This is a genomic window from Aneurinibacillus sp. XH2, from assembly GCF_001439585.2.
Taxonomy (GTDB): domain Bacteria; phylum Bacillota; class Bacilli; order Aneurinibacillales; family Aneurinibacillaceae; genus Aneurinibacillus; species Aneurinibacillus thermoaerophilus.
On sequence record NZ_CP014140.1, the window covers coordinates 2,825,001 to 2,843,330 of the forward strand.

At 47.3% G+C, this 18,330-nt stretch carries 15 protein-coding genes, 1 tRNA gene and 1 rRNA gene (1 of these 17 cut by a window edge); all 17 read right to left on the reverse strand.

Annotation, left to right across the window (positions count from 1 at the left end; translation table 11 throughout):
• Positions 1-3 (reverse strand) — tRNA-Ala (locus tag ACH33_RS14025) (it extends 73 nt beyond the left edge of the window).
• A 136-nt stretch (positions 4-139) separates the two neighbouring features.
• Positions 140-1,680 (reverse strand): 16S ribosomal RNA (locus tag ACH33_RS14030).
• 496 nt (positions 1,681-2,176) lie between these two features.
• Positions 2,177-4,453 (reverse strand): YcdB/YcdC domain-containing protein, encoded by a 2,277-nt coding sequence (locus ACH33_RS14035; RefSeq protein ID WP_057899580.1) that lies wholly within the window; start codon positions 4,451-4,453, stop codon positions 2,177-2,179.
• Between the two features lie 187 nt (positions 4,454-4,640).
• On the reverse strand, positions 4,641-5,789 hold the full coding sequence (locus ACH33_RS14040; protein WP_057899581.1) for a D-alanyl-D-alanine carboxypeptidase family protein: 1,149 nt from the start codon (positions 5,787-5,789) through the stop codon (positions 4,641-4,643).
• Positions 5,758-6,072, reverse strand: coding sequence for a hypothetical protein (locus ACH33_RS19705; RefSeq protein WP_162265041.1), 315 nt, complete (start codon positions 6,070-6,072; stop codon positions 5,758-5,760). The genes ACH33_RS14040 and ACH33_RS19705 overlap by 32 nt, the downstream gene beginning before the upstream one ends.
• Before the next feature lie 8 nt (positions 6,073-6,080).
• On the reverse strand, positions 6,081-6,956 hold the full coding sequence (locus tag ACH33_RS14045) for an SDR family oxidoreductase (RefSeq protein ID WP_057899582.1): 876 nt from the start codon (positions 6,954-6,956) through the stop codon (positions 6,081-6,083).
• A gap of 127 nt (positions 6,957-7,083) precedes the next feature.
• Positions 7,084-7,542 (reverse strand): pyridoxamine 5'-phosphate oxidase family protein, encoded by a 459-nt coding sequence (locus ACH33_RS14050; protein ID WP_057899583.1) that lies wholly within the window; start codon positions 7,540-7,542, stop codon positions 7,084-7,086.
• 18 nt (positions 7,543-7,560) lie between these two features.
• Entirely contained in the window at positions 7,561-8,289 is a 729-nt protein-coding gene (locus tag ACH33_RS14055) for an ABC transporter ATP-binding protein (RefSeq protein WP_057899584.1), read from the reverse strand.
• The gene (locus ACH33_RS14060; protein WP_057899585.1) at positions 8,283-9,068 is read right to left on the reverse strand and encodes an ABC transporter ATP-binding protein; all 786 of its coding nucleotides are present in this window, start codon (positions 9,066-9,068) and stop codon (positions 8,283-8,285) included. Before ACH33_RS14060 ends, ACH33_RS14055 begins: the two co-directional genes overlap by 7 nt.
• Positions 9,065-10,147, reverse strand: coding sequence for a branched-chain amino acid ABC transporter permease (locus ACH33_RS14065; protein WP_057899586.1), 1,083 nt, complete (start codon positions 10,145-10,147; stop codon positions 9,065-9,067). The genes ACH33_RS14060 and ACH33_RS14065 overlap by 4 nt, the downstream gene beginning before the upstream one ends.
• Positions 10,148-10,161: 14 nt before the next feature.
• Positions 10,162-11,043, reverse strand: a complete 882-nt coding sequence (locus ACH33_RS14070; protein WP_057899587.1) for a branched-chain amino acid ABC transporter permease — start codon at positions 11,041-11,043, stop codon at positions 10,162-10,164.
• Between the two features lie 112 nt (positions 11,044-11,155).
• Complete coding sequence (locus ACH33_RS14075; RefSeq protein WP_057899588.1) at positions 11,156-12,346, reverse strand: ABC transporter substrate-binding protein; 1,191 nt, start codon at positions 12,344-12,346, stop codon at positions 11,156-11,158.
• A 33-nt stretch (positions 12,347-12,379) separates the two neighbouring features.
• Positions 12,380-13,360, reverse strand: coding sequence for a 3,4-dihydroxyphenylacetate 2,3-dioxygenase (hpaD, locus tag ACH33_RS14080; RefSeq protein WP_057900396.1), 981 nt, complete (start codon positions 13,358-13,360; stop codon positions 12,380-12,382).
• Positions 13,361-13,442: 82 nt separating this feature from the next.
• Entirely contained in the window at positions 13,443-14,918 is a 1,476-nt protein-coding gene (hpaB, locus tag ACH33_RS14085) for a 4-hydroxyphenylacetate 3-monooxygenase, oxygenase component (protein ID WP_057899589.1), read from the reverse strand.
• 122 nt (positions 14,919-15,040) lie between these two features.
• Entirely contained in the window at positions 15,041-16,555 is a 1,515-nt protein-coding gene (hpaE, locus tag ACH33_RS14090) for a 5-carboxymethyl-2-hydroxymuconate semialdehyde dehydrogenase (RefSeq protein WP_057899590.1), read from the reverse strand.
• Positions 16,536-17,327: a fumarylacetoacetate hydrolase family protein gene (locus ACH33_RS14095; protein WP_057899591.1), complete on the reverse strand. Its 792-nt coding sequence runs from the start codon at positions 17,325-17,327 to the stop codon at positions 16,536-16,538. Before ACH33_RS14095 ends, hpaE begins: the two co-directional genes overlap by 20 nt.
• Positions 17,324-18,247: a 2,4-dihydroxyhept-2-ene-1,7-dioic acid aldolase gene (gene hpaI / locus ACH33_RS14100; RefSeq protein WP_057899592.1), complete on the reverse strand. Its 924-nt coding sequence runs from the start codon at positions 18,245-18,247 to the stop codon at positions 17,324-17,326. The genes ACH33_RS14095 and hpaI overlap by 4 nt, the downstream gene beginning before the upstream one ends.
• Between the last annotated feature and the right edge of the window lie 83 nt (positions 18,248-18,330).

The window sequence follows — 18,330 nt, forward strand, 5'->3', positions numbered from 1 at the left end:
CCCACAATGTAAATGAAAATACCGACATTCTAACAAAACATTGTATGTTTTCATCGGTCGTCTTCATATTTTCTTTTTGTAGGAACGAAGTTCCTTCAAAACTGAACAGTGAATGCTCGTGCGTGCCGAGACTCCGTAGAAAGGAGGTGATCCATCCGCACCTTCCGGTACGGATACCTTGTTACGACTTCACCCCAATCATCTGCCCCACCTTCGGCGGCTGGCTCCAGAAGGTTACCTCACCGACTTCGGGTGTTGCAAACTCTCGTGGTGTGACGGGCGGTGTGTACAAGACCCGGGAACGTATTCACCGCGGCATGCTGATCCGCGATTACTAGCGATTCCGGCTTCATGCAGGCGAGTTGCAGCCTGCAATCCGAACTGAGAACGGTTTTTAGGGATTGGCTCACCCTCGCGGGTTGGCACGCCCGTTGTACCGTCCATTGTAGCACGTGTGTAGCCCAGGACATAAGGGGCATGATGATTTGACGTCATCCCCACCTTCCTCCGTCTTGTCGACGGCAGTCTCCTTAGAGTGCCCAACTGAATGCTGGCAACAAAGGACAAGGGTTGCGCTCGTTGCGGGACTTAACCCAACATCTCACGACACGAGCTGACGACAACCATGCACCACCTGTCACCGCTGTCCCGAAGGAAGCCTCCATCTCTGGAGGGGTCAGCGGGATGTCAAGCCCTGGTAAGGTTCTTCGCGTTGCTTCGAATTAAACCACATGCTCCACCGCTTGTGCGGGTCCCCGTCAATTCCTTTGAGTTTCAGCCTTGCGGCCGTACTCCCCAGGCGGAGTGCTTATCGCGTTAGCTGCGGCACTGAGGAGGTGGACTCCCCAACACCTAGCACTCATCGTTTACGGCGTGGACTACCAGGGTATCTAATCCTGTTTGCTCCCCACGCTTTCGCGCCTCAGCGTCAGTTACAGGCCAGAGAGCCGCCTTCGCCACTGGTGTTCCTCCACATCTCTACGCATTTCACCGCTACACGTGGAATTCCGCTCTCCTCTCCTGCACTCAAGCTCCCCAGTTTCAGATGGCCCTCCACGGTTGAGCCGTGGGCTTTCACACCTGACTTAAGAAGCCGCCTGCGCGCGCTTTACGCCCAATAATTCCGGACAACGCTTGCCCCCTACGTATTACCGCGGCTGCTGGCACGTAGTTAGCCGGGGCTTTCTCGTCAGGTACCGTCAGACCGGGAGGTCATCCCGGCGGTTCTTCCCTGACAACAGAGTTTTACGATCCGAAGACCTTCCTCACTCACGCGGCGTTGCTCCGTCAGACTTTCGTCCATTGCGGAAGATTCCCTACTGCTGCCTCCCGTAGGAGTCTGGGCCGTGTCTCAGTCCCAGTGTGGCCGTTCACCCTCTCAGGTCGGCTACGCATCGTCGCCTTGGTAGGCCGTTACCCCACCAACTAGCTAATGCGCCGCAGGCCCATCTGTACGCGGCTCAAAGGCCTTTCCATGCCGAACCATGCGGTTCGGCATCCTATCCGGTATTAGCTCCGGTTTCCCGGAGTTATCCCGGTCGTACAGGCAGGTTGCCTACGTGTTACTCACCCGTCCGCCGCTAACCTCAGGAATGCAAGCACTCCATCGGTTCGCTCGACTTGCATGTATTAGGCACGCCGCCAGCGTTCGTCCTGAGCCAGGATCAAACTCTCCAAAAAAGTTGAAGATTGATACGCAAGCTCGTAAGCTAGCTCATAAAGAAAGAATGTTTTTCGGGCCCCATAAAAGTGCCTGAAATCAACTTTGAAGCTGACCTTCACTTTCATGGGATATTTACCTCGCACACAAACGAGTGTCACTGTTCAGTTTTCAAGGAACTTCTGTTTCTATCACTTTTTATCAGTGACTTTTATATTTTATTACATCCCTGATAAAATTACAAGCATTTTTTAACTTAATTTAGGGATGTTTATTTTCTGGATATAAAAGCTATTTTTTCGAATCGACAAGAGAAAATATATCACGATTCTTACGTAAAAGCAATTACTTTTTTATATAAATAAAACTGGAACAAGGTTGTCTCATAGGATACTAACGACATAAAAACAAATGCTGTATTTTGCCGCCGTTCATTTCCCCGAATTTCAACGGTGAACCAGCCCCGGAAAAAGACAACAACAGTCTGGCGCCAAAACCAACGCCAGACTGTCGCTCTTAGTCAGCAAACAATTCTTTTGTTTGTAAATACCGGTATATTGCTACTGCTGCTTCCGCTTTCGTCACCTGGCGTGCAGGTTCAAACTCGCCTTTGGAATTCGCTTCCATGATATGAAGACGAGTAACAAGGGCAGCGTTTCCTCTTTTCTGAATCGCAGCCTCATCTTTGAATTTGCTTTCAAATACTCCCTCTTTCGCTGCCAGTTTGTCGTATCCCAATCCCCTGACAATCAGTTCCGCCAAAAATTCACGGGTGGCCGGCTCATTCGGGCGCAGCATTTTGTCTTCTCTCGACAGCAAGCGATTTTGCAAAGCCCATTCTGCCGCCTGTCTATACTCGCTTTCTTCCTTAACATCCGAGAAGAAAGAGTCTTGCTGCGGGTTGTAATAATCGTACGGTTGGCGCGCTGCTATGTAAAACACTTTCAGCAATTCTCCGCGAGTCAGTTTTTGATCCGGGTTTACTTTACCATCCTTTACTTCAAGCAGATTTGCATCCACCATCTCCTGCAATTCTTTTTGAAGCGGATGACCGGCAATATCGGTCACAGGTTGCGTAGAATCATTGATTTTCTGAATACCATCTGATTTCCATTCTCCGGTTTTTGCATCCAAATAGCTTAAGCCTGCATCATCTGTCTGCCCTTTTGTTTTTATGCTGATCTGGTATACAGGCTTCGCTTTCCGGATTTGATCAGCTGAAAGAGAGAAAAACGGGGGGAATGTATAATAGCCAAGCTCCGCTTTCAATAAAGACATAATCTTCTTTTTCGCCTGCTCAGGGGAAATTATAGTACCGATATCCGGAAGCTCAGATTTGGACCAGTTCATATTGTAATTCACAATTTCTCCCGTCTCGGCGTCTACAGTAACCGTCGCTCCTTCTCCCACTACCCGGATCCCATTTTCCTTGCGTACGAATGAAACGTCATAACTCATAATTTTGTTTGTGTCTGTTCCGAAATAATTTGGAGAAGCTTCCATCGTATACAGGTTACTCAAACGTCCCGGAAGCACCTTTCTAACAAAAGCCTCCGCTGTTTTTTCCGCCTGTTGTGCTGTCACATTCACCTTCACTTGCTCCGGCTTTTCCATTTTCATGCCGTATCTTGTATCATACCGATTTAAGCTGATTAATTCCCCAGTCTGCGCATCTAACGATACATAAATGTGCTTGTCAGAACCGTCTTTACTCTGCCAAAAAAGCTCCCATATTTTCCTTTCATAAGGAGAAGTTTCTTCGCGGTAGCTTCTTTGCTGAATTTCTAGAGATTTATCAACTAAACCCAATTCTTTTACTTTTTCTATTGCTCCCGCTTCATTCAAGTGCATATTGGCGGGAGGAGAAGTCGGACTCGTGGAAAGTACGCTTTTCAATCCGGAAGCGCTCGTCAGCTCTTTCCCATCTACCATGGAAAGCTGTTTGCCTGTTTTTGCGTCAATAATAAAGTTCGGAATGACACTGTATGTGTCATTTGACGTTTTTAATTTTGGCGCATATGCAAGCGCAATCTTTCCGCCCGGACGTGATCCATTCGGCAAATAAGCCAGTTCCAGTTCTAAATCTCGCTCAACACTTTGCAAAATCTCAGCTTCACTCTTTATGCCTTTATTGCTCTCAAACTGTAGCTTATTATGCCAGTTAAATTCCAGCCTCTGCAGCTTTCCTCTCTTGTCGTATGTAAAGCGTACGCCCTGGTCAAATACCGGGATTCCGTCATGCTGACGCGTAAAAACAAGCGTATTCTCCATGCCAGAAACTCCACGTTTGAAACTGTCCAGCGATGTCTCATCAAATTTTAGTTCATTCGCATATGCACCATAATGCTTGGAAACAAATGCCTTCGCTTCCGTTAGCAAATTTGCCGTATCAATCTTGCCCGGTAAAACATTCCTCCGTTCCATATCGCGCGACCAACGATCCATGCCTAGTATCGTTCCATCTTGTGCATCAATCAAAATGTTAATATGGCCGTAATCGTCTCCCGGTTGCCCCAAATTCCAGGATAAGTGCCAAAGCGTACGACCTATCGCTTTATTGTTTTCTAATTCTACTTGGTCGTTCCTGTACCCAGCTGGAATGGATATCACCGTTTGTGCAATGCGCAGCGCCTCTTCACGCGAGATTTTCGCTGTTTTTATCGGTTGTGATTGGACGAAAGGTGTTGCTGAATCCGCTTTGACCTCTGCTGCCATTACGTTGTAAGGCAATATCCCGCCCGCGATGAGGGATACCGCCAGCAAAGAACTTGTCCACTTCTTTTCTTTTTTCATGCTTCTTCCTCCCTCTTATTTTTTCACTAATATTGACGAGCACATATGAGAATTAGTTCCATATTTTTTAAATTTTTTCCTTGATTGATCATTGATCTCTGCAATCAAACAACATACATGTTTTCCTTATTCATTACATATTACAAAAAAACTTGTCCCTATAATATTTATAGAGACAAGCGAGAAATTAGACCTGTTTTTTCTTTATTAACAAAATCACCATCCAGCACATGAAAAAAATCATCAATCGCCAGAAACACAACATCAAAAATTCGGGTAAGCTTTGATATTTATCTCCGGACGAACTGATCTTCTCCATCTTTCTATCGGGATCCGCGATTTGGAGATGTTGTTCCCTCATAAGTACCGATGGATACTCTCTTACCACTCCGGAATCAGTTTCAACAATTAGACCGTCTGCTCCGTTTACATGGACGCGAAAATGATCCTCTTTTGGAATGGAAGCGTAAACGTTTTGTCTGATCCGGTAACGTTCTCCGCCTTCCGAAATCTTTGCACCTGCCTGTAGCACAGGAACGGTTTTATAATTTTTAAATCCGTAATCAAGCAGTTTGATCGCGTCTTTATAAATTTGCCTGTCACCATCCGCTTTCATTAACACGGCGATAAATTCCGTCCCTTCGCGCTCGGCTGACGCTACAAGCGTAAACCCTGATTGAGTGGTATACCCGTTTTTGACACCGTTTGCTCCCTGATAAGATACAAGCATTTTGTTATGATTGATCAGCTTGCTCTTCCATTCTTTTCCTTCCCACGGTTTTACCCGCGTCCGGACGATTTGTCGAAACTTTTCATTTTTCATTGCATGGGCCGTAATTTTGGCCATATCGGAAGCGGTTGTTATATGGTCTTCTTCATACAAACCGCTCGGATTGGTAAAATGGGTATGATGCGCTCCGACCGAAGCAGCAAATTCATTCATTCGTTGACTAAACGCCGCAACGCTTCCGTCAATATGTTCAGCAATTGCCACAGCAGCGTCGTTTCCCGAATTCAGCAAAAGACCGTATACTAAATCTTCAAGCCGTTTTTGTTCTCCTTCAGCCAGAAAAATCCGCGTCCCTTCCGCTTCACGCGCATTTCGAGACACCACTACGTTATCGTTAAGCCGCCCATATTCCAAAGCAATAATGCCGGTTACGATCTTTGTAATACTGGCTGGTGCCATTGCGCGATCCGCGTTCTTTTCATATAACACATCCCCAGAACGTGAATCAACAAGGATAGCCGATTCGCTGTTCAAAGTTAAATGGTTCGCTTCTTCCGTCGCGCCGACACTTCTTTCAGATGCTGCAAACGAGCAATTTACCGGCAAAAGCAGCAGTATTATTAATAATAGACAGGGAAAGCTTCTGACTGTGCAGAATGTAACATAAAATATCGCAAATATTTTCATGCGAATTATTATAAATCATAGGAAAAGGTTGAAAAAGGAGCAGAAAGATATAAATTTCACTAGGATAACTTGCTGCAATAACAAAGAGTGCCGAAAAGCAAATGATGGGACACCCTGGGTCTGGTGTCCCATCGTAAATCTGCTTCTCCGACAAACAAGCTGGAATATTTTCTTGTGGAGCCGTAAAAACCGGACGATACATTTCCCGCGTTATCCATTCACAATAATCCCGCCATTGACATGAATCATTTGCCCAGTAATGTAAGAAGAGTCATCCGAAGCAAGAAATACATAGCTTGGTGCCAGCTCCTGCGGTTGACCCGGACGCCGCATAGGCGTGTCTTTGCCGAACTTCTCCACTTTATCCGGTGGGAATGTCGAAGGAATTAGCGGAGTCCAAATTGGCCCCGGCGCCACACCGTTTACCCGGATGCCTTTGTTAACAAGCGACTGAGACAGAGAACGGGTAAACGTAACGATTGCCCCTTTAGTAGAAGAGTAGTCGATTAGTAACGGATGGCCCTTATAGGCGGTAATTGAAGCCGTGTTGATAATTGAACTCCCAGGTTTTAAATGCTTCAACGCCGCTTTCGTTAAATAGAACATGGAAAAAATATTTGTCTGAAACGTCCGATGCAACTGCTCCGATGTAATATCTTCGATGCTGTTCTGCACATGCTGCTCAGCCGCATTGTTTACAAGAATATCCAAGCGACCAAACTCGTTAATGACCTGCTGAACCGCATTCTGACAAATCTTCTCATCGCCGACGTCGCCAGCTATGAGCAAGCCTCTGCGCCCTTCCTCTTCTACTTGACGCTTCGTTTCTTCCGCATCGCTATGCGCTTCTAAATACATAATGCACACATCCGCCCCTTCTTTGGCGTACGCGATGGCAACCGCGCGCCCGATGCCGCTGTCTCCTCCCGTAATGAGCGCCACTTTGCCTGCTAACTTGCCGCTGCCTTTATAGTTATAGTCCTCCGCATTTGGCCGTGGAGACATTTTCGATTCAATATCTGGCTGAAGATATCCGTGTTGTGGAGCCATTGACGTCAATGTATCTGCCTGTTTTTGTTCTGCCATCATAAGCCATCCTTTCTTTCTTGCGTATTCTTGCAAAAACCATCACATTATATGTTGTTCCCGTTCTGTGCCCATATGAACCAAAAAAAGCGAAACCGTTTCGGCTTCGCTTTTTCCAGCATTCTTCTTATTTAAGCATCGCGGTATATACTTGTTCGTCCAATGCTTTCGCTTTTTCTAGGTCATACGTTTTTTCAAATTTCGGTTCCTGGGTAATTTTTGCGCCCCAGAACATGCTGTCATAAACGGCAGAGATATCAACCTCAATCTTTGCGAGCGGCATAGCCACACCTTCCATCTTTTCTTCCAGGATCGTGCATTTACCAACGATGGAATAAACCGTTTCCAGACCAATGACACACAGGGTAACACGCGGGTTCGCTTTCACGTTCGTAACGATGCGGGAAGAGTTCGTAACGGAAAAGCGAACTTTGCTTTCGGATGGCGCTTTCACCCAGGAAATCGCGTTAACGGTAGGCGTCTGTGTCTCCGCGTCTACCGTACTTAAGAGCACAAGCGTTTCTTCATTGAGCAGGGCCATTTGTTGTTCTGTTAAAGTTGTAGGCGCTTCCGTTTTCTTTGCCATGATAACCACTCCTTTGTATTACATCGCTTTTTTGCCTTTGCCGAGATAGGCGTCGCGCACCGCTGGGTTCTCCGCTACTTCCTGCGCGGCTCCGCTGATAACAATCTGTCCCCTCTCCAGTACACAAGCATAATCCGCGATGCCGAGCGCCGCTCTTACGTTTTGTTCTACCAGAATAATAGTCGTTCCGAATTCTTGTTTCAATTGCTGTAAAATTTCCATGATGCTTTTAACGATAAGCGGAGCAAGCCCGAGCGACGGCTCATCAAGCATAAGAAGTTTCGGATTCGCCATCAACCCTCTCGCAATGGCAAGCATCTGCTGTTCTCCCCCGCTCAGCAAACCGCTCGGGCGATCTAGCATTGACTGAAGCCGCGGAAAAAAGTGCAACATTTTTTCATAATCGCGCAACACTTGTTGCCTGTCGCGTCTAAAGCGGTGATAGGAACCGAGAATGAGATTGTCTTTTACTGAAAGAGAATCGAAGATTTGCCGCCGTTCCGGAACAAGAGCGATTCCTTTCGCAACAACCTGCTCGGCACGCAACTCTGAAATATCTTCGCCTTCGAAAACAATATTTCCTGCTTGCGGAGCATAAATACCCGCAAGCGTTCCGAGCAACGTGCTTTTGCCAGCGCCGTTCGAACCAACAATCGCCAGAGTCTCGCCTTTTTGCAGCGAAAAATGAATGCCGCGCAGCACGTGAAGGTACCCGTGATACGTATGCAAATTCGTTACTTCTAACATTCCAAACCCCCCTCATCTCCCAAGTAGGCCGCGATGACACGCGGATCATTATAGATTTCCTCCGGAGTTCCTTCCGCAATTTTGCCTCCGTAATCAAGCACAACAATCCGGTCGGCGGTCGACATCACGGTTTCCATGTCGTGCTCCACAAACAGAAACGTCATACCTTTATTTCGCATTTTTAAAATAACATCTACCAATTCACGTGACTCTTCTGGATTAAGACCTGCCATTGGCTCATCGAGTAAGATAAGTTTCGGGTCCGCAGCAACTGCGCGCGCAATCTCGACAAGTCGCTGGTTACCGTATGGAAGCATAGCCGCGCTTTCATACGCTTTATGCGCCATCCCGACAGCTTCGAGATATTCCAGCGCCTTTTCCAACATCGTCCGTTCTTCTCTTGCCACCTGCGAAAGGCGAAACCCTGCGCCAAGCAAACCGGTTTTACCACGGATGTGCATGCCGGTCATCACATTTTCAATGACCGACATATTGTCGAAAATTTGCAGATTCTGAAATGTGCGTGTAATTCCCATCTGTGCGATTTCAAACGTTTTTTTTCCGATAAGTTCCTGGCCGTAAAAACGAATGGAACCTGACGTAGCGGGAAGGATAGCCGTAATCATATTAAAAAGCGTCGTTTTGCCGGCGCCATTCGGCCCGATAACAGCGACGATTTCCCCAGGAAAAATGTCAAATGAAACATCATGTACTGCCATAACACCGCCGAAGCTTCTGGTCAGATTGCGCACTTCAAGCAATGGTGCTGCCTGGTTCATCTTTCACCACCTCCGACCATGCTCACCTGAACTTCCTTCTCGTCTTCAAGTTCCATGTGCGCATTCCTGCTGTTCTGACCGCCGCTGTCCTTTTTTCTCCTAAGATTCTTCCATGTTTTAGAAAGTGCCGGTACAAGTCCTTCTGGCATGTAAATCAGAAGAGCTACTAACAATACCCCAAAAAAAACAATCTCGAATTCACCGCTTGCATTGCTCATGACAAGCGGGATCACCTCTTTCAGCCCTTCGCTTAAAAAAACGAATACAGCTGCACCAACCATACCGCCCCATATGCTCGCCATGCCGCCGATAATCACCATAATGAGGAAATGAATCGACGCCATCGCCTCAAATAGCTGCGGGCTAATGAATGTAACATAATGCGCGTACAGACTGCCAGCGACCGCGGCATATACAGCGCTCATCATAAACACTTGCAACTTGTATTTCTGGGTGTTGACGCCAAGAGCGCTGGATGCAGTCTCACTGCCATGAATGGAACGGAGCGCACGACCAACGCGCGATTGAATCACGTTGCGTGCAAACAAAATACTGCAAATCGCAAGCGGCCAAACAAGATAGTAGTAAGCGAAATCAGTCGTAAATTCAAAACCGAAAATTTCAAGCGGCGGAATGCCGAAAAATCCATCCAATCCTCCGGTTAACCCTTTGAGCTGCTTAAAAAAAATAAACACAATGACACCAAATCCAAGCGTGGCCAGCGACAAATAATGTTCAGTGAGCTTCAATGTCGGCACCCCGACAATATACGCAATGATGAGCGCCACGAGCGCGCCGGCAGCGATCCCGGCAAGGGCAGGCATTCCCATCTTGGCCGTCAAAATCGCTGATGTGTAAGCTCCTACACCGTAAAAAGCCGCATGGCCAAGCGAGATTTGGCCGGCATATCCCATAAGCATAGACAATCCCGTTCCCACAATCGTATAAAACCCGATCAATACCATCATGCCCAAAAAATAAGGGGATGGAATCAAGAAAGGCAGGGCCAGCAAAACGAACGTAAGAACAAGCGGCCCCTTGAGGCTGCGGCTGTAAATCAGCTTGATATTTGTTTTCATCACGCATCCTCCTTCTACACCCGTTTTCCAGAAGATTTGGCCAAAATGCCGTTTGGCAACAGGAACAGTACGAGCAACAAGATGCCGAAACTTACTGCATCTTTAAATCCTGTCGTCCATAATCCTTCTGTGAACGCTTCCAAAAGTCCGATAATCATCGCACCAATAATCGCCGCTGGAGCGTTGGATAAACCACCGATTACCGCGGCGATGAACGCTTTGATTCCGAGCATCAATCCCATGTTGTACGTCGCGCCGGAAATCGGCGCGATAATGATCCCGGCAAGAGCACCGAGACCTCCACTTACACTGACGGAAATAAGCGACATCTTCTCCGGCCTAATTCCCATCAACCTTGCCGCGAAACGGTTAACAACACACGCGGTAACCACTTTGCCAATGAACGTCTTTTCAAAAAATATATACATACAAACAAGACTAATGACCGAAATGCCGATCGCCCACAAGCTTTGCGGCTGAATAATTGCCCCCCCAAGGTTAAAAGCGTCTCCCGCTGTTAACGGAATGAGATGATACGGATCCGTCCCCCAAATAAACAAGGCAATACCGCGCAGCGCGATGGATACGCCGATCGTAATAATAATTAGCGTCGGAACGCTCGAATGGCGCGCCGGATAAATCGCTACGCGCTCAAACATAGCAGCAATCATAACAACTGCCACAATGCTCAGTAAAATTGCAAGTAAATAAGGCATCCCTGTCCCTACAAGCGAAATGCAAATCAACGCCCCAAACATAGCGAACTCTCCTTGTGCGAAATTGAGGACGCCTGTAATGTTGTATATAATAACAAAACCGATCGCAATCAAAGCGTAGATGCTGCCAATGGTCAACCCGGAAAAAAGCAGCTGAACAATTTGGCTCATGTCTCCCATGTATGATTCACTTCCTTGTCTACTTATTTACGCTATCCGTCCGACCGTATGAAAATAAAGGCTGGTTCCTCCCACGTAACGGCCAGAGAGCGAATCAGCCTCCTGTGCTTTTCTAGTTGTCTTTTAACGTCCACTTTCCGTCTTTAATTTCAATAATGGCAAGCGAATCAGACTGCAAACCGTTATGGTCTTCCACGGACATATTGAATGTCCCGGTAATGCCTGTAAAATCTTTGGTGCCTGTTTCAATGGCCGCACGAATTTTTTCCGGATCATCTCCTGCCGCTTTAATGGCAGCAATTAAAATTTCAAACGCATCCCAGGCATGGCCACCAAATGTGCTCGGTGCATAGTTGTATTTTTCTTGAAATATTTTCATATACGTTTCAAGCACCGGCTTTTGCTTGTTGTCGGCTGGAACCTGATCCACAACGAGCAGGCGGCCTGCCGGGAAGATGACACCGTTTGCTGCTTCACCCGCAAGTTCGATAAATTTCTTGTTTCCAATACCGTGAGATTCGATAATTGGCACCTGAATACCAAGCTCCCGCACATTTTTTGTTACTATTGCCGACTCCTGAGCGGTTCCCCAGATCACAATCGCCTGTGGATTTTTTTGCTTTACACGTGTCAGCATCGGCTTCGCATCATTAACTGTAGCTTCAAACACTTCTGAGCTGACAATTTCAATGCCTGCATCTTTCGCCAACGTCACAAATTCTTCTTTTCCACTTGAACCGTAAGGATTATCTACACTTAGCCACGCCACTTTTGTAAGATTTTGAGATTTTAAGTATTCAACGACGCGCGGAATGACAACATCATCGCCTTGCGCGGTTTTAAACACATACTTTTTCACCGGCTTATTAATATTTTTGCTGGCCGCGACCGAGATAAACGGAATTTTCGCTTTTTCCGCCTGCGGAATCATCGCCAGCGAATTTCCGGATATCGTTCCCCCGATAACGGCTACCACTTTATCCTGTTCAATCAGCTTCTTAATCGCTATGACCGCTTCGTTCTGGTCAGACTTGTCATCATAGGCGACCACTTCGATTTTCCGCCCATTAATGCCACCTTCCGCATTCACTTTATCCGCCATCATTTTCAGCGTATCCATCTCCGGTTTGCCAAGAGAAGCCGCGCTTCCGGATGCCGAGAATACGCCGCCGATCTTAATCGGCTCACTGTTTTCCGACGCCTTTTTGTTTTGGTCGGCGTTCGTTTCGCTGCTTTTGCCCGCGCATCCCACAATAGAAAATGCGAATATCAGACTCAATATAAGAACAAATAACCTCTTCACGGCAAAAGCTCCCCTCTTCGTTTATTATTTCTATTATTTTGTCACTTTTTTGGATACCGGTTCCTTCACTTCCACTAACTCCCCTGTCAGGATATTCTGGACGAGCATCGCTTCTTTTTTCCACGTTTGCGGCGGCTCCGTACCCCAGAATGTCGCGCGCTGCGGATCTTCCAGATGCCATTTGATCGGTTCCCAATCCGGATCATTCGTAAAATAATCACCTGTATAAAGCTCAAGCCTGTGTCCGTCCCAATCACGCACATAGACAAAAAATGCATTGGATGTACCATGACGACCCGGGCTCCGCTCAATATGTAGCGCGTAGCCAGAAGCGGCCAGATAATCGCAAGCGTCCAGGATCGTTTTGGCGTCATCCACCCAGAAACCAATATGGTGTAGGCGCGGCCCGCGTTCGTTAACCAGCGCCAAATCATGTACGCTCGGCTTCCGGTGAAGCCAAGAGGCCCAAAGCCTTTCGTTTTCAGCTGAGCCCACCACCGTGTACTCGGAACATTTAAACCCTAATTCTTCCATATACCACTTATGAATGCAATAAATATCTGTCACCAAACAATTAGCGTGATCAATTCTCTTAATTTTAGCGCCTGTATGTTGATTAAATTTTTGCAGCATGCGCTCCGCTTTTTCCATCTCAAAGAAAAATTCCACTGGAAACCCTGCAGGGTCCTGGATACGAAGAGCGCGCCCTTGCCCACGTTCTTCGTCTTTTTCCACCCAGCGCATCGGCAAATTTTGAGCCTGAAAAAATGCTTCCAGTTTGTAAAGCTCCTCTTCGGAACCAACGCGATAAGCGATATGATTCAAACTTGGCGTATCGGCTTTTGTTAGCACTAGGCAATGGTGATTTCCATCTTCAATCGCCCGCAAATAAATATGGTTACTATCCGCTTCCGTTTCGATAAACCCAAGTGCATTCACGTAAAAATCGCGCGCTCTCTCCAAATCCGTCACATTAAATTCGGCGTGAGCCAAACGGATAATGTCAAAACCGATCACGCTTTCATTCCTCCTTTTTTAAAGAGGACTAGCGAAAAGACGAATCAGCTTTTCACCAGCCCTATAAAACGCTTACATTTTACACTTTAGTATAATTTCGAGTCGATTTTTTCACCCGGTTGAGAAACTCTTTGACCATTGCTTTATAAGGCTCTTTGTTGTATATGTCATAGTACACATTCGACATGCGAACCGGATCGCCGAAGAAATAATATTCGTACAACGCCTGGCGCGAGCCGAACGCGCTCATGGAAATATCCCAAGCAAGGCGGAACAGTTGAACGCGTTCATAACCGTCAATGTTGGCTCCCTGGGTGTAACGGTGCACAAGATGGCCAATTTCCTCGCTGTTAAAGTCTGCTTCTGTCGGAATAGCCATCAAACCAGACGCTCCGAGAATGCGGATAATTTCTACCATGCGCTGGTATATTTTCGGATACCAGTTGCGAGCGGCGTTAAGTGGCGCAAAATCCGGCGTCATATTGCCGTACTTGTCGATAGCGGCGTTTTGTTCTGCGCGGTACAGGTGAGAACGCATCGTTTCAAGCACAATCATGATTTCGGCCGCTTTTTCCTTGACATGCTGAAATTGTTCGATACCGATGGCATCAATAATGCTCAGCACAACGCCAAGAACAAATTCTGTCTTGGCTGTGTTTTTCGCCACGACCTGGTGAGTCATATGAACGACGGCATTCGTCTCCACATACGTTCGGTTGCAAATATCCGTACTTTCACAAACAAATACGCGGTTCCAAGGTACCAATACATTCTCAAACACTACAATTGCATCACTCTCGTCAAAGCGGGCGCCTAGAGGATGATCCCATTGATTTCTCCCATAGTCAAAGGACTCACGGCAAATAAATTTCAGCCCCGGCGTATTGTTCGGAATCGCAAACGCGAACGCGTACGGATCATCTTTGGAACTGCCTTTATTAAGCGTGGACGGAAACACAACAATTTCGTCCGTGACCCCGCCCAGCGTAGCGAGTAGACGGCAACCATTAATTACGATACCATCCGCGTTTTTCTCCGTAATACGGGCTGATAAATATGGATCTTTTTGCTCGGACTGGATTTTGGAGCGATTAGCCTGCGGATGGATCAATGTATGGGTAAGACTAATATCGTTCTCCCGACAATATTCGTAATAGCTGCGCGCGTTTTCGCCGAAGCGAGGATCGGCCTGCGCGAAAAAAGACGACGCCGTACCGAACGCCATAATGCTTGTATTCAAATAATCAGGGGAACGCCCCATCATTCCACCCGAATAATGCGCCCACTCCGTAATCATTTCGCGGCGTGCCATTAAATCTTCTTTCGTTTTCGGCTCGATGAACGACAGGCCGACTTTGTCTCCCGTCGTAGGAGATGTGTAAAGCATTTTATCTGCTTTTTCATGCTGAAGATCATACAGATTTACCATGCTTTGAACGATATTGCGAAAGGCTGGATGCTCCGTTATTTTTTCTACTTTTTGTCCATGAATCCATATGTTGTTTTTCGCCGCCTCCAGCGCCTCCAAATACTGCTTGCCTGTGCGTGCCGGCATGACTCATCCTCCCCGCTTTTAAATTTATATACATGAGTATCGTGATAAGGGGATAAGATGCTTATCTATCAAGTCTAAGGCATATAGCTCCGCACCATCTCTATCCCCTATCCTTCCGTTTATCACTTAGCGACTATTCCCGTCCGTTCTTCCTTCTTTTTACCGAACTGTGGAATCGGATGCTCACCTATTGCTACATGAATCACCTGGGTCTCCGTGTAAAATTCAAAGCTATAATGACCACCTTCCCGGCCAATACCGCTCGCCTTGGCGCCACCGAACGGAATCCGCAAATCTCTCACATTCTGCGAATTTATCCATACCATGCCACTCTCTATTCCCTGAGCCAGGCGATGCCCTCGTTTCATGTCGTTCGTCCAAACATACGCGGCAAGACCATATTTTACATCGTTCGCCATCTGTAGTACTTCCGTTTCTTCTTTAAACGGAATCACTGCCAAAACCGGCCCAAAAATCTCCTCTTGGACGACGCGCATACGATTCGTACAATTAAGAAGCAACGTGGGCGCTATATAGTTTCCTGTCGAACATTCAGCTGGAACGATACCACTTATAACCTCAGCGCCTTCCGCCTGGGCAAGGGCAATGTAGCTAGTTACATGTTCCCAGTGTTTGCGATGAATGAGCGGCCCAACCTCAGTTGCCGGATCCATCGGATCACCCACTATAATGTTGGCCACCCTTTCCTTTAGCGCATCGACGAATTGGTCATAAATTTTCTCCTGCACAAACAAGCGGGAATTTGCGGTACAACGCTCACCGTTAAAGGAATAGATTCCCCAAACAACCGCATCTAACGCTCGCTCCAAATCCGCATCTGCAAACACGATCGCAGGCGATTTTCCGCCTAACTCCATCGAGCAACGTTTGAGCGTATCCGCGCCATTTTTAATAATTTCAGATCCGGTTTTCGTCTCGCCGGTAAAAGAAATAAGCTGAACATCAGGATGCGCAACGAGCGCGGCGCCCGCGGTTTCCCCGAACCCATGCACAACATTAAATACACCCGGCGGTAGGCCCGCTTCGTGGACGATCTGAGCAAGCTTATTCGCCGTCAGTGGTGACCACTCGGCTGGCTTAAGCACGCAAGTATTGCCTGTAGCAAGTGCCGGAGCCACTTTCCATGTCGCCAGCATGAACGGCGCATTCCACGGCGTAATCAGTCCGGCTACACCCACCGGCTTATGAATCGTATAGTTGATAAACGAACTGTCGACTTGATACGCTTCGCCTACCATGCGGCTTTTCACCATCTCGGCATAGAAGCGAAAATTTTCCGCGGCACGCGCCGCCTGCTTCTTCGTCTGGCTAATGGGAAGCCCCGTATCGAGCGATTCAAGATAGGACAATTCTTCCGCGTTTGCTTCAATCAAATCTGCAATACGTACAATATATTCCAACCGCTTCGCTACACCCATTGTGCGCCATGGCCCTTCGTCGAATGCCTGGCGTGCCGCCTGCACCGCGAGATGAATGTCTTCCGCTTCCCCTTCGGCTACTTCATTTAGCGTTTCATTTGTAGCTGGATTCATGTTTTGAAACAATTTGCCGGACGTTCCCTCAACGAATTTTCCGCCAATATAGTGCGGTACCCGTTCAACGTTGTACTTGCTCACAAGTCTCACCCCCGGTCGAAACCTTCGTCCTCCCGTCCAACACAGGATTTTCCAGCGAACCCAACCCGTCAATTTCGAGGCGCATCGTATCTCCCGGACTCACATGGGAGATGCCTTTCGGAGTTCCTGTCAGCAGTACATCACCCGGCTCCAACGTCATAAAAGAACTGACGAACTCAATAATATCTGGAATCGAGTACATTAAATCTTTTGTATTACCGCGTTGGCGGAGCTCGCCGTTCACATACGTGCGAAGTTCCAAGTTTTCCACATCCGGCACATTTTCCTTCTCCACGAAATACGGTCCCATCGGCCCAAACGTATCGTGCCCTTTCGCCCGAACCGGTGGACGGTAGAAATTGTTGACAAAATCCCGAACGGTCACATCGTTAATAATTGTATAACCGCTTACATGATCATACGCATAGGCATGCTTGATATTTCTTCCACCTCTGCCGATAACAACGGCCAGTTCATTCTCATAATGCATATATGTAGCTCCGTTCGGATAGTATACCGGAGCCTTGTGACCAACCAGGGAACTGTTCGGTTTGATAAACAACACCGGCTCCGCTGGCTTCTCCAAGCCAAGTTCTTCGGCATGATCCGCATAGTTAAGCGCGAGACCAATCATATGGTTGGGGGTAAGCGGCGGCAACCAGAATTGAACACTTTCCATCGAATATTCTTTTCCTGCTTGATCAATAATCACCTCTCCATCCACAATCCCTCTCACAATGCGACCTTCATGGAAAAATCGTGCATGTTTCATTCTTTCATTCCTACTTTCTCATCCAAGAGTCCGTAACTAATAAGCGTCTGCCTGATTTCTTGCTGCAATTCTACAGAAGGCGGTCCCATGGGCAGGCGGAGCGCCGGATTCATTTTGCCCATCATGCCGAGCGCGGTTTTCAAGGGGCCTGGGTTCGTATCTTTGAACAGTACATCATTAAGCGGCATCATTTTATAATGAAGGTCGATAGCCGCTTCCACTTCACCGGCCATCCATAGGTTGTAAAGATCGGCTACCTCTTTCGGCATCACGTTGGCGGTAGCGCTCACGTGTCCAGCTCCGCCAATGGCAAGCATCGGATAGCAAAGCAGCTCAATTCCGGAATACAACAGGAAATCGCGGCCACAATTCAACAATACCCTGTTCACATGCTCAAAATCTTTGTTTGATTCTTTTACACCAATGATATTTCGGCAATCTTCAGCAAGACGCGCCAACGTTTTTACTTCAAGATTGACCGCCGTACGTCCCGGAATGTTGTAAATGATAATCGGGATGTCTACCGAATCGGCGATCGTCTTAAAATGGTTGTACAGCGCCTGTTGGTTCGGCCGATTATAGTATGGAACAATTACCATCGCCGCATCGGCCCCCATTTCCTGCGCACGCTTTGTAAGATGCAGTGCTTCCGCATGGTTGGTGGAACCTGTGCCAGGCACGACCGGAACGCGACCAGCTGCCGTTTTGATGGCAGTTTCCATCACCAGTTCCCGCTCCTCAATCGTCAACGAGCTTGGCTCACCGGTAGTGCCCGTTACGGAGATACCATGTGTGCCGCTTGCGATATGCCATTCAATCAAACCTTTTAGCGCCTGAACATCCACATTCATTTGTTCATCAAAAGGAGTGACAATCGGTGCGATAGAGCCACGCAGACGTCGTTTTGCCTCTTGATACATCTTTTCCATAGCCTCCTTAAGAAATAATATATTATTTGAAAATAATATGTTTTGCGAAAATTTATCATAAAAAAAATTACTTG